This is a genomic window from Nocardioides sp. NPDC023903 (assembly GCF_040639295.1).
Taxonomy (GTDB): Bacteria; Actinomycetota; Actinomycetes; order Propionibacteriales; family Nocardioidaceae; genus Nocardioides.
Genome location: NZ_JBEZZS010000011.1, coordinates 120723 through 133591, shown reverse-complemented (window position 1 = coordinate 133591; position 12869 = coordinate 120723). Strand labels below are relative to the sequence as shown.

Annotated in this window: 10 protein-coding genes; 1 reads left to right on the top strand and 9 read right to left on the bottom strand. The window is 70.7% G+C overall.

Translation table 11 applies throughout. The features are described from left to right. Positions 1-95: 95 nt before the first annotated feature. From AB0F44_RS14355 to AB0F44_RS14315, 9 genes are all read right to left on the bottom strand, one after another. The gene (locus AB0F44_RS14355) at positions 96-713 is read right to left on the bottom strand and encodes an LUD domain-containing protein (RefSeq protein WP_357356428.1); all 618 of its coding nucleotides are present in this window, start codon (positions 711-713) and stop codon (positions 96-98) included. Positions 714-715: 2 nt separating this feature from the next. Further along, positions 716-2158 carry a lactate utilization protein B gene (locus tag AB0F44_RS14350; RefSeq protein WP_357356426.1) on the bottom strand — a complete coding sequence of 481 codons (1443 nt, stop codon included), beginning with the start codon at positions 2156-2158 and terminating at the stop codon, positions 716-718. Continuing rightward, complete coding sequence (locus AB0F44_RS14345; RefSeq protein WP_357356424.1) at positions 2155-2895, bottom strand: (Fe-S)-binding protein; 741 nt, start codon at positions 2893-2895, stop codon at positions 2155-2157. The genes AB0F44_RS14350 and AB0F44_RS14345 overlap by 4 nt, the downstream gene beginning before the upstream one ends. A gap of 41 nt (positions 2896-2936) precedes the next feature. Next, a complete protein-coding gene (locus AB0F44_RS14340) occupies positions 2937-3164 on the bottom strand; it encodes a helix-turn-helix domain-containing protein (protein WP_350664833.1) in 228 nt (75 codons plus the stop codon). A gap of 62 nt (positions 3165-3226) precedes the next feature. Continuing rightward, on the bottom strand, positions 3227-6328 hold the full coding sequence (locus tag AB0F44_RS14335; protein WP_357356422.1) for a glycosyl hydrolase: 3102 nt from the start codon (positions 6326-6328) through the stop codon (positions 3227-3229). Positions 6329-6352: 24 nt separating this feature from the next. After that, on the bottom strand, positions 6353-7828 hold the full coding sequence (locus AB0F44_RS14330; RefSeq protein WP_357356420.1) for a rhamnulokinase family protein: 1476 nt from the start codon (positions 7826-7828) through the stop codon (positions 6353-6355). Further along, positions 7825-9855 carry a bifunctional aldolase/short-chain dehydrogenase gene (locus AB0F44_RS14325; RefSeq protein ID WP_357356418.1) on the bottom strand — a complete coding sequence of 677 codons (2031 nt, stop codon included), beginning with the start codon at positions 9853-9855 and terminating at the stop codon, positions 7825-7827. Before AB0F44_RS14325 ends, AB0F44_RS14330 begins: the two co-directional genes overlap by 4 nt. Before the next feature lie 4 nt (positions 9856-9859). Beyond that, positions 9860-11029: an L-rhamnose isomerase gene (gene rhaI, locus AB0F44_RS14320; protein ID WP_357356416.1), complete on the bottom strand. Its 1170-nt coding sequence runs from the start codon at positions 11027-11029 to the stop codon at positions 9860-9862. A 279-nt stretch (positions 11030-11308) separates the two neighbouring features. Then, positions 11309-11644, bottom strand: a complete 336-nt coding sequence (locus tag AB0F44_RS14315) for an L-rhamnose mutarotase (protein ID WP_357356414.1) — start codon at positions 11642-11644, stop codon at positions 11309-11311. Between the two features lie 137 nt (positions 11645-11781). Between AB0F44_RS14315 and AB0F44_RS14310 the strand changes: the two genes are divergently transcribed. Continuing rightward, positions 11782-12825: a LacI family DNA-binding transcriptional regulator gene (locus AB0F44_RS14310; RefSeq protein ID WP_357356412.1), complete on the top strand. Its 1044-nt coding sequence runs from the start codon at positions 11782-11784 to the stop codon at positions 12823-12825. Positions 12826-12869: the final 44 nt, after the last annotated feature.

The window sequence follows — 12869 nt, the reverse complement described above, 5'->3', positions numbered from 1 at the left end:
GAGGAGTCGATTTCCGGTGGCGGTCCTCCCGCGCAGAAATTGACTCCTCGGCGTCATTAATCGACGTGTCGGGGCCAAGAACTGACTTCTCGGCGTCAGGAAGTGACTTTTCGGGGGGCCACCACCAGGACATGGAGGGTGCGGGGGCCGTGGACGCCTTCGACGCGGTCGAGCTCGATGTCGCTGGTGGCCGAGGGGCCGCTGATCCAGGTCTGGGGGCGAGCGGGGTCCAGGATGCCGATGGCGTCGGGGACGTCGGCCACCACCTGGTCCTCGCGCACGACGCAGATGTGGGTGTCGGGGACGAGCGAGATGGCTCGGCGGCCTTGGTCGGGGGCGTGGTCGAGGACGATCGTTCCGGTCTCGGCGATACCGACGCGGGCCTCGGTGACGACCGCGGCGATCCGGTCCAGCTCCGCGGCGGTGAGGGTGCCGTCGTCGACGATGGCGCCGGGGACCTGGACCGACAGGCCGGGCGGTACGACCACTTGGCCGGCTGGCAGCGCGGCGGCGATGCGGTCCTCGAGGTCCTCGGCTCCGCAGCGTTCGACGACCGCACGGTAGTCGGCCACGCGCTCGGCGAAGAGGTCGACGACCTCGGGGGTCGCGACGGGCGCGAGGTCCCGAGGGACGCTGGTCTCGCCGAGGTCGATCGTTGAGCCGGCCAGTGCATCGCGGACTCGGGCGAGGATCTCGGTGCGTGCGTCAGTCATGGTCAGCCTTCCTGGTCGTCGTGTCGGCCGCCGTCGGTGCGCAGCCACCAGGCTCGGAAGCTCTCCCCCGGCGCGTCCGGCAGATCTCGCGCCCCGATCCAGGCGGCGGGTCCGAAGCGGCGCGCGAAGCGCATGCCGAGACCGGTGAAGCGCTCGACGGCGGAGAGGCGGCGCGAGCGCCCTAGGACGTACGCCGCACCCTTCATCGCCACGGCCTCCGGCTTCGGCACGCCACCTCGGTGGGCGTCGACCACCTGGGCGCGCAGGTCGACCAGGACGGAGGGGATGTCGATGCGTACCGGACAGACCTCGAAGCAGGCGCCGCACAGCGAGGAGGCGTACGGCAGCGAGTCGGTCTGGTCGTCGTGCCCGACGCCCTTCAGCAGCGGGTTGAGGATGGCGCCGATCGGGCCCGGGTAGACCGAGCCGTACGCATGGCCACCGGTGCGCTCGTAGACCGGGCAGACGTTGAGGCACGCCGAGCAGCGGATGCAGCGCAGCGCCTGCCTGCCGACCTCGTCCGCCAAAGCCCGGGTGCGGCCGTTGTCGAGCAGCACCACGTGCACCTCCTGCGGCCCGTCACCGGGGGTGATCCCGCTCCACGTCGAGGTGTAGGGGTTCATCCGCTCGCCGGTCGAGGACCTCGGCAGGAGCCTGAGCATCGGGTCGAGGTCCTCCCAGCGGGAGACGACCTTCTCGATGCCGACGACCGAGACCAGGACCTCGGGCAGGGTCAGGCACATCCGGCCGTTGCCCTCGGACTCGACCACCACGAGGGTGCCGGTCTCGGCGACCGCGAAGTTGGCGCCGGAGATCCCGACCTTCGCGCGCAGGAACTTCTCGCGCAGGTGCTCTCGGGCAGCGGCGGCGAGCACGGCCGGCTCGTCGGTGAGATCCGCGGGCGCGGGACGGCCGGCGGCTCCCATCTTCGACCGGAAGATCTCGCGGATCTCGGCCCGGTTGCGGTGGATCGCCGGCACCAGGATGTGGCTCGGCAGGTCGTCGCCGAGCTGCACGATCAGCTCGGCCAGGTCGGTCTCCCAGGCCGCGATGCCCTCCTCGGCGAGCGCCTCGTTGAGCCCGATCTCCTGGGTCACCATCGACTTGACCTTGACGACCTCCTGCGCGTCGTGGGCCTTGGCGATGCCCGCGACGATCGCGTTCGCCTCGGCGGCGTCGCGGGCCCAGTGGACGGTCGCGCCGTTGGCGGTGAGGGTCTCCTCGAGGCGTACGAGCTGGGTGTCGAGGTCGAGCAGCGCCCGCTCCTTGACCGCGGCACCGGCCAGGCGCAGCTCCTCCCAGTCCGCCACCTCGGCGACGACCTTGGCCCGCTTGGCGCGGATGGTGCCGGTCGCGTGGGCGAGGTTGTGGCGCAGCTGCGAGTCGGCGAGGGCCTCGCGCGCGGCCTCCGGGAAGGCGGGCATGCCGACGAACGTGCCGGTCATCGGGTCGCCTCCTCGGTCGAGGCGAGGATCTCGGCGAGATGGACGGTGCGTACGCCCGAGCGCTGCCGGGAGAGGACGCCGCCGATGTGGGTCAGGCAGGAGTTGTCGCCGGCGACCACGATCTCGGCGCCGGTCTCGCGGATGTGGCGGGCCTTGTCGGCGCCCATCGCGATCGAGGTATCGGCGTTCTTGACCGCGAAGGTGCCGCCGAAGCCGCAGCACTGGTCGGCGCCGGGCAGGTCGACCAGCCGGATCCCCCGCACCGACTCCAGCAGCCGTTGCGGCCGGTCCCCCACGCCCAGCATCCGCAGCGAGTGGCAGGTCGGGTGGTAGGTCACCCGGTGCGGGTAGTAGGCGCCGACGTCGGTCACACCGAGCACGTCGACGAGGAACTCGGAGAGCTCATAGACCTTCGGGGCGACCTCCGTGACCGCCCTCTCCAGGGCCTCGTCGCCGGAGCGGCGGGCCACGATCGAGTGCTGGTGCCGGGCCGATCCCGCGCACGACCCGGACGGCGTCACGACGGCGTCGTAGCCGGCGAAGGCGTCCCCGAACGTACGCACCACCGGGACCGCCTCATCGAGATAGCCGGTGTTGACCATCGGCTGCGCACAGCAGGTCTGCGCCTGCGGGAAGTCGACCTCGACGCCGAGCCGGCGCAGGAGGCGTACGACGGCCTGACCTGTGCTCGGGTAGAGCGCGTCGTTGATGCACGTGACCATCAGCGCGACTCGCATCCGGCGGCCTCCTTCGTCTCTCTCATGTCCATCACATCAGTTCAGATGAGTCCGGTGCGTACGGCCCGCACGACCGCCTCCACACTCGTCCCCGCTCCCAGTGCATCCGCGGCTGCCCGGAGACGGCGCCGTACGGTGCGCTCGGAGATGCCCAGCGCCCGCGCGATCCGCTCGATCGTGTAGCCCTGGGCGAACAACGCCAGCACCTCCACCTCGTCCGATGGAAGGTCGGTCGAAGCGGAAGGACGTACGCCGCCCGAGGCTGCCACGGTTCACTCCTGTCTCAGCATGACGCTGACCGATCGACGGGCTCGCGACCGGGACACCGCGCTCATCCGGCCACCACCTTCTCGACGTAGGGCACCAGACGCACCGGCCCGGCGAGGCCGTAGCTCTGCCTGGTCGCCACGCCGTAGACCGACGGGGTGACGGTGCGCAGCCGGTTGAGCAGCGTCGAGGCCACCTCGATCTCGATCGTGTTGGAGCCGGCGACCAGGGCATGGCCCAGGTCGACCACCGGGTCCATCGGGTCGCACGGCGCCAGCAACTCGCCGTTGACGCGCACCCGGAAGGTGTCGTTGACCTCGCCGAGCTCCAGGTAGGCGCCGTCCTCCGCGGTCCAGTCGGTGCCGAGGTCGATGCTCGCGCGGTAGCGGCCGATGCCGGCGACGTCCTCGAGGCCGGCAACCTTCGACCAGGACTGCGGCGCCGCAAGGTCACTGGTCACGACCTCCTTCGTCGTGGCGAGGTCCTTCGGGTCGGCCGGGTTCGCCGGCTTCCAGTCCTCGAGCGCGAGGGCCCAGGACTGCGGCGTCACCGGCTCGCGGACCCGGTCGACGGCGACCTTCACCGTCCGGCCGTCGGCCTTGGTGAGCTCGAAGGTGCCGGTGGTCGTCGTACGCAACGCGACGTTGGCGCCCCGCGCCACCACGGCTTGGCCAGCGGTGGCGACGGGGAGAACAGAGCGGGCGACGCCCGCGCCCGGGGCCGCGAGAGCGACCACGGTGGACTGCCCGGGAACGAGGTCGACCCGCACCCGGACCCGGTCGCCGACACGCTCGTAGGCGGCGATCCGGGTGACCTCACCTGTCCACGCGTCCAGCAGCCACGGCACGGCGGCGCGGTCGGTGGCGGTCAGCCAGACGTCCTGCTGCACCGGGTTGAGCCGCCGGTTCTCGGCGTGCCGGGCGTTGGCGAGGTAGTAGAGGTCGACCTTGCCGGTGACGCGCCGGACGTGCATCACCGTCGAGTCGGCGTGCTCGACGTCGCGTACGACACCGAGCGCGGCCAGTGCGTTGCCGACCTCGGCCTCGGGGACGCTGCGGGTGGTCGGCAGGGCGCCGATCTGGGCCATCAGGGAGCGCACCTCGGCGGTGGCCGCCTCGCTGTCGCGCCCGGCGACGGTGACCTGCGACCAGTCGCCGATGAGGACGATCGGCAGGCCCTTGCGGCCGAGCGCGAGCAGCCGCTTGGCGCCGTCGATCTCCATCGTGAACGCGTTGCTGCGCAGGTTGTCGGGGCCGACGACGACGGCCTTGTAGGCCGGGCCCTCGGGCGCCAGGCGGCCGTTCGCGACGTCGACGCCGTCGAGCGCGAGCAGCGAGGCGCTGACGAAGGAGTGCGACCAGCCGAGCTTGGTGCCGTTGTTGGTGATCCACTGCGGGCCGATGCCGGTCGAGGCCCAGCCCTTGTGGCGCCAGAACGCGACGTCGTACTTCGGGGCGCCGGTCTGCAGGACCAGCTGGGTGCGGGCGAGGTAGGCGGCGATGCCGGGGATGTGCTGCCACTGCGGCGTGCGTGGTCCCCAGGCCTCGCCAAAGCCGATCGCGCCGTTGTAGTAGGGCGAGAAGGCCGCGAAGCCCGGCCAGGTGACGTCGGGCGCCTTCGCGTACGGGAAGCCGTGGATCATCAGCTGGTTCACGCCGGCGACGAAGATGCTGTTGATCGTGAACAGCGCCTGGTTCTGGGCGGCGGGGCTGGTGCTGTTGGCGCCCCAGGTCGTGTTGTAGGCCGCTCCGTTGTAGCAGATCGCCTCGCAGGAGAGGACCGTGTGGCCGGCGAGGTCGCGGCCGGCGGCCATCACCCGGTAGTCGTCCAGGTTCTTGAATCCCAGGGACTCGGTCTCCGGTACGTCGACTACGGCCGCGTGCTGCATGGTGTCGGTCTCCAGGCCGTACGGCTGGATCCGGATGCCCATGCCGAGCGTCTTCGCGAACTCCTGCATCGGGCGCAGGTGGTGGTCGCGGTAGAGGTCGGACAGCACGATGTTGTAGTCGTCGCGGATCTCGTTGGTGCGCAGGTTGTCGGCGGTCGCGGGATCGGTGGCCGCGATCGAGAACTGGTACTTCTCGTCCTTCTCCAGCACGAACGGCAGCCACGGCCGCAGGTCGTAGCCGTGCTTCGCCTCGAACTCCTCGAGGAGGTCTCGCGTCCAGATCGTCGCCTCGGTCTCGATCTCGAGGGAATCCTCGAAGAGGTAGCCGCCCGCGGCCCGCAGCAGCGTACGCAGCTCGCCGTCGAGCACCCGGTCCTGCCACAGGTCGATGACCTTCTGGGCGCCGCGACGGTTGAAGTGGTCGACCACGTAGGCACGCGGCGAGGTGTGCGGGCCGGCCTCGGGCTCCTGTCCCGAGCCCCGCTGCCAGGTCGCGAGCACGACCCAGGTGGCACCGGCCGGCTCGGCCGGCGCGGTCCAGGTGAGGTGCTCGCCCTCGACGCTCGCGCTGAGGTCGAGGTAGGAGGCCGGGTCGAGGATCGTGCTCGTGATGTTGTTGTTGCGGTCGCGTACGTAGCCGGTGACGCGATGCGCCTGCACCGTCACCAGCTCTGCGCGGGTCACCGACGACGCCGGCTCCACGACGGGCTCGGGGAGCACGGCGTCGTAGGTCGAACCGGCACTGACGACCGCCTGTCCGTGCACGAGCTCGGTGCAGGCCGCGTCGTCGTCGGGCGTGATCGTCGGGACCGCAGCCGGCCAGGAGGGGCCGACCGTCACGTCCACGCGTACGTCCCGCTTCGCCGCCTGCGCGAGCGCGGCCTTGACGCCGGCCACCCACGGCGCGGTCCCCCACCCGTGGGTCGCGACGTCGATGTCGATGTTGCGGGCGCGGAGGCTGTGGGTGACGTCGGCGACCTCGAGCACGCCGAAGCCTGCGTCGGCGACCTGGTCGACCTCCCGCGCGATCTCGACCGGGTCGACGAGGCCGTGCGGCCACCACCAGCGGAAGCCCGCGGCGGTGGCGGTCCCCGGCTTGCGGAACGCCTTGACGAAGGCGTCCGGGAGCCCGGCGGTGCCGGTCGCGGCGGTCGTGGCCCCGGCGGGGGTCACAGCTGCGGTGGCGGAGACGCCGGCGGCAGCCGTACCGAGGGTGGCGGCAGCGGTGCCGAAGAGCGCGCGGCGGCTGAGCCGGGCGTTGGACAGGAAGTCGGTCATGGGGGTGGCCTTCGGGGAGCAGGGTCAGGAGATGCGGGCCTCGGCGGCGGCCCAGTCGAGGCCGTCGCGCGGCTCGAAGCGGCGTACGTCGTAGGAGCGGCGGACCAGGTCCCGCATCGCGGGAAGGTCAGGCAGGTCGGCCCCGAGAGCCCTGCCCTGGACCAGGACGTTTCCGATTGCGGCCGCCTCGACCGGGCCGGCGAGAACCGGCAGGCCGCAGGCGTCCGCGGTGAGCTGGCAGAGCAGCTCGTTCTGCGAGCCGCCGCCGACGACGTGGACGACCTCGGGCGAGGTGCCCGCGAGGGCGGCCGCGGTGCGGACATGGCGACGGTAGGCGACAGCGAGGCTGTCGAGGATGCAGCGGGTGATCGCGGCCGGCGAGTGCGGGATCGCCTCGCCGGACTCCGAAGCCAGCGCGGCGATCCGCTCCGGCATCGGGTCGGCCGAGGTGCTCGGGAAGAGCAGGCGCGGGTCGTTGATGTCGACGACCGTACGCAGCGGCTCGAGCTCCGCCGCGGCCGCGAGGAGCGAGCGGAGCTCGGCGCCCTGGTAGCGCCGCTCGCTCCAGGAGCGCAGCGACTCGGACAGGACCCACAGGCCCATCACGTTCTTGAGGAAGCGGATGGTCCCGTCGACGCCGACCTCGTTGGTGAAGTCGGCGAGCCGGGCCTCCTCGGTCAGCACCGGCTGGTCGAGCTCGAGGCCGACCAGCGACCAGGTGCCCGAGGAGATGTAGGCGAACTCGTTCGTAGCCGCGGGGACGCCGACGACCGCCGAGGCGGTGTCGTGCGAGCCCACCGCGACCACGGGTACGTCGGTGGTGACACCCAGCTCGTCAGCGACATCGGGCAGCAGCGTGCCGAGGAGAGAGCCCGGGTCCCGAAGGGGCGGGAGGACCCCGTCGGGGATCCCGAGCTCCCGGCACAGGTCGACCGCCCAGACGCCCCGACGTACGTCGTAAAGCTGGGTGGTCGAAGCGTTGGTGCGCTCCGCGCCGATCGCACCGGTGAGCCAGTAGCCGAGCAGGTCCGGCAGCAGCAGCATCGTCTCGGCGGCGTCGAGGGCGGCGGTGCCGCGGGCGGCCACCAGCTGGTAGATCGTGTTGAACGGAAGCTGCTGGATGCCGGTGGTGCCGTAGAGCGTGGCCGCACCGATCTGAGCGACGACCTTCTCGGCGATCCCCTCGACCCGGGCGTCGCGGTGGCTGAAGACCTGGCCGAGGAGCTGGCCGTCGTGGTCCAGCAGCCCGTGGTCGATGGCCCAGGAGTCGATGCCGATGCCGTGCAACGGCCCGGTCCGGGCCACCTCGCGGATGCCGGTGAGCACCTCGCGATGGATGCCGAGCACGTCCCAGAAGAGCGAGCCGCGGACACGTACCGCCCCGTTCGGGAAGCGGTGCAGCTCGTTGATCTCGACCCGGTCGCCACCGATCCGGCCGGACATGACCCGGCCGGAGGTGGCGCCCAGGTCGACCGCAGCGACCCTGACCGGACGATTCATCGCAAGAACGCGGCGGCGACGCCGGCGTCGACGGGCACGTGCAAGCCGGTGGTGTGGGACAGGTCGGGGCCACAGAGCACGAAGACGGCGTTGGCGATGTTCTCCGGGAGCACCTCGCGCTTGAGCAGGGTGCGCTGGGCGTAGAACTTGCCGAGCTCCTCCTCCTTGACCCCGTAGACCTCGGCGCGCTTGGCGCCCCAGCCGCCGGCGAAGATGCCGGAGCCCTGGACCACGCCGTCGGGGTTGATGCCGTTGACCTTGATCCCGTGCTCACCGAGCTCGGCGGCCAGCAGCCGGACCTGGTGGGCCTGGTCGGCCTTGGCCGCGCCGTACGCGACGTTGTTGGGCCCGGCGAAGAGCGAGTTCTTCGAGGAGATGTAGACGATGTCGCCGCCCATCTCCTGCTCGATCAGCACCTTCGCCGCCGCCTTGGAGACCAGGAACGAGCCCTTGGCCATCACGTTGTGCTGGAGGTCCCAGTCGCGCTCGGTGGTCTCCAGCAGCGACTTCGACAGCGACAGGCCGGCGTTGTTGACGACCAGGTCGACACCGCCGAAGGCGAGCACCGCGGCGTCGAACATCGCCTGTACGGCGGCCTCGTCGGAGACGTCGGCGGCGAGGCCCACGGCGACGTCAGGGCCGCCGATCTCCTCCGCTGCGGCCTGCGCCTTGGCGAGGTCGAGGTCGGCGATCACGACACAGGCACCCTCGGCGGCGAGCCGCTTCGCGGTGGCCTTGCCGATGCCGGAGGCGGCGCCGGTGACCAGGGCGACCCTGGTCGCGAGCGGCTTGGGGGCAGGCATCCGCTGGAGCTTGGCCTCCTCCAGCGCCCAGTACTCGATCCGGAACTTCTCCGACTCGTCGATCGGGGCGTACGTCGAGAGCCCCTCAGCTCCGCGCATCACGTTGATCGCGTTGACGTAGAACTCCCCCGCCACCCGGGCGGTCTGCTTGTTCTTGCCGAAGGAGAACATGCCGACGCCGGGGACCAGGACGATGAGCGGGTCCTTGCCGCGGATCGCGGGGCTGTCCTCGTCGGCGTGCCGGTCGTAGTAGCCCTGGTAGTCCTCGCGGTAGCCGACCGCGAGCTCCTTCAGGCGGGCGATCGACTCCTCGACGCTCGCGCCGGCCGGGAGGTCGAGGACCAGCGGCTTGACCTTGGTGCGCAGGAAGTGGTCGGGGCACGACGTGCCGAGCTCGGCCAGGCGCGGGTGAGCCTCGTGGGCGAGGAAGTCGAGGACCACCTCGGAGTCGTTGAAGTGGCCGACCATCGGCTGGTCCGCCGAGGCGATGCCACGGATCGTGGGGGCCAGAGCAGCCGCCTTCGTACGCCGCTCCTCCTCCGCCAGCGCCGCGTAGCCCGCGAGCGCGGGACCGAACGGCTCGGCCTTGCTGTGCTCTTCGATGTAGGCGGCGGCCTTGTCGATGATCCAGAGCGAGTTCTTCTCGGCCTCCTCGGAGGTGTCGCCCCACGCGGTGATGCCGTGCCCGCCCAGGACGCAGCCGACCGCCTGCGGGTTCTTCGCCTTGATCTCGGCGATGTCGAGACCGAGCTGGAAGCCGGGGCGGCGCCACGGCACCCAGACGACCTGGTCGCCGAAGATCTCCTTGGTGAGGTTCTCGCCGTCGGCGGCCGTCGCGATCGCGATGCCGGAGTCGGGGTGGAGGTGGTCGACGTGGGCCGCGTCCACGAGCCCGTGCATCGCGGTGTCGATCGACGGCGCCGCGCCGCCCTTGCCGTGCAGGCAGTAGTCGAACGCGGCGACCATCTCGTCCTCGCGCTCGACGCCCGGGTAGACGTCGACGAGCGCGCGCATCCGGTCGAGCCGGAGCACCGCGAGGCCGCTCTCCTTCAGGGTGCCCAGGTCACCGCCGGAGCCCTTCACCCAGAGCAGCTCGACGTCCTGGCCCGTCACCGGGTCGGTCGCGGTGCCCTTGGCGGAGGTGTTGCCGCCGGCGTAGTTGGTGTTCTTCGGATCCGCGCCGAGTCGGTTCGAGCGCGCGATCAGGTCTTCTGCAGTGGTCATCTGTTCAGTTCCATCCGGCCTGGGTGCCGCCGACACGGGCGGCTTCGATCTGTTCCTGGTAGCCGCTGGCGAGGTAGGCGCGCATCGGGTCCGCGGCCAGGCCACGGTCCTCACGCCACCCGCCGAGGTCGGCGCGTACGTCGGTGTAGAAGGCGTCCATGAAGATCTCGTTGGCCAGGAGTACGTCGCCGTCCTCCTGCGCCTGGGCGAGAGCATCGGTGTCGAGGAGGAGCGCCCGTGCGGACATCTCCTGGACGTTGAGCACGGACCGGATCTGGCCCGGGATCTTCTTCTCGATGTTGTGGCACTGGTCGAGCATGAAGGCGACCCCGCCCTCGGCCACGGGCTTGAACCCGCCGCCACGGACCACCTCGACGAGGATCCGGAAGAGCTGGAACGGGTCGGCCGCACCGACGATCAGGTCGTCGTCGGCGTAGAAGCGGCTGTTGAAGTCGAACGAGCCGAGCCTCCCCAGCCGCAGCAGCTGCATCACGATGAACTCGATGTTGGTGCCGGGCGCATGGTGGCCGGTGTCGAGGCAGACGACGGCCCGCTCGCCGAGCGCGCTGACCTGAGCGAAGGACGTACCCCAGTCGGGGACGTCGGTGTGGTAGAACGCCGGCTCGAAGAACTTGTACTCGAGCACCAGGCGCTGCTCCTCACCGAGGCGCTCGTAGATGGTCGCGAGCGACTCGGCGAGCCGGTCCTGGCGGCCGCGCATGTCGGCCTGGCCCGGATAGTTGGACCCCTCGGCGAGCCAGATCTTCAGGTCGCGCGAGCCGGTCGCGTTCATCACCTCGATGCACTCGAAGTGGTGGTCGATCGCCTTCTGCCGGATCTTCGCGTCGGTGTGAGTGAGCGCGCCGAGCTTGTAGTCGTCGTCCTGGAAGGTGTTGGAGTTGATCGTGCCGAGCGCGATCCCCTGGTCCTCGGCGTAGGTGCGCAGGGCCGCGTAGTCATCGACCTTGTCCCACGGAATGTGCAGCGCGACGCTCGGCGCCAGGCCGGTGAAGCGGTGGACGGTGGCCGCGTCGGCGACCTTCTCCTCGGGGGTGCGCGGTGTGCCCGGGGTGCCGAAGACCTTGAACCGGGTCCCCGAGTTTCCGTAGGCCCACGAGGGGACCTCGATCTCGAGGGCGGCCAGGTCGCCCGAGATCTGGTCGAACGTCGTCATCGGAGAGCCTCTCTGTGTGCGGTTGAAAGGTTTCAAAGCGCGCATCCGACGTTAGTGGCGCACGTCACGTGCGTCAAGAGCAGCGCGAACTTCGTTGCGTTTCAGCGCCCACCGCGAGAGGTCAGTTTCTGAACGCGAGAGGTCGGTTTCTGGCGCCGAGAAGTCAGTTCCTGACCCACGGAACCCATTCCACGTACAGGAATCGACGCCTCGAGGTCAGAAACTGACCCCTCGGCGTCGAGAACCCACTCCTCGGCGTCGAGAACTGACGCTTCGGCGTCAGGGACCGAGCTGGTCCTCGACGTGGAAGACCTCCTCGAGGCGGAGGAAGCCCTCGTCGGGCGCGACACCGTCGAGGTCCTCGAAGAACTCCGCCATCTCCGCCTGCCAGCGCGCGTTGACCGCGGTGGCCGCCATCCCCGCCTGAGCAGCCTCGATGGAGGGGGTCTCGACGTAGCCGATGAGGAGGCCGTCAGGGCGCAGGAACAGCGAGTAGTTGTGCCACCCGGTCTCCGCGAGCGCCTGGAGCATGTCGGGCCAGACGGCGGCGTGGCGTCGCTTGTACTCCTCGATGCGCTCGGGCTTGACCTGCAGCTGGAAGCAGACGCGCTCCATGACGACCTCCGATGAAACGATTTAGACACGGACGCTAATGAGCATGTCCGACATCGGTCAATCCCGGTAGCGTCCTTCCTCGTCACAGCGCCGCCCACGGCCTATGCTGCGATTGAACGTTTCAGGAAGGAGCCCAGGTGGCGATCACCCCAGGTGCGGGTATACCGCGCAGCGCCTCGGTCAAGGACGTCGCGGCCACCGCAGGCGTCTCCCTCGGCACGGTGTCCAACGTGCTCAACCGCCCCGACCGGGTCAGCCGGACGACACGCGAGCGGGTGGAGCGCGCGATGGCCGACCTCGGCTTCGTACGCAACGAGTCTGCGCGCTCACTGCGCACCGGCAGCACCCAGTCGCTGGCCTACGTCATGCTCGATGCCGGCAACCCGTTCTTCACGGACGTAGCCCGTGGCATCGAGCTGGCCGCCGAGGCGGCCGACCTCTCGCTGTTCCTGTGTAACAGCGACGGCCGCTCGGTCCGCGAGGGCGCTCACCTGGCCCACCTGCAGCAGCAGCGGGTCCAGGGCATCCTGATCACCCCGGTCGACCCCGATGACCCGCAGCTGGACCAGCTGATCGAGCGGGGCACCCCGGTCGTCATCGTCGACCGCACCCGGGCCGGATCGTCTTTCTGCTCCGTCGCCGTCGACGACGTCCTCGGCGGGCGGCTGGCAGTCGAGCACCTCATCGACGCCGGCCACAAGCGGGTGGCGTACGTCGGTGGGCCGGAGTCGATCGGACAGGTCCGCGACCGCGGCGAGGGCGCCCGGCAGGCCTGGGCCGAGGCCGGGCTGCCGCCCGAGGATCTGATCACGCTCTCCTGCGAGGCCCCGACCGTCGCCTGTGGTCGCGCCGCCGGCGAGCGGCTCGTCGGACTGCCCGCCCGGCGCCGCCCCACCGCCGCGTTCTGCGCAAACGACCTGCTCGCGCTCGGCCTGCTCCAGCAGACGATCTCCGGCGGCCGGACCGTACCCGGCGACCTCGCGATCGTCGGCTACGACGACATCGAGTTCGCCGCGGCAGCGGCCGTGCCGCTCACCTCCGTACGCCAGCCCCGCCAGGATCTCGGCCGCCGCGCCGCCGAGCTGCTCCTCGACGAGGTCGGCGACCCCGCCCACGAGCACGAGCAGGTCGTCTTCACCCCCGAGCTCGTCGCCCGCGCCTCCACCCTCGGACGCCCCTGACCGCCGAGCCGGCCGGAGCAGGAGCGGGCGTACGTCTTCATCGG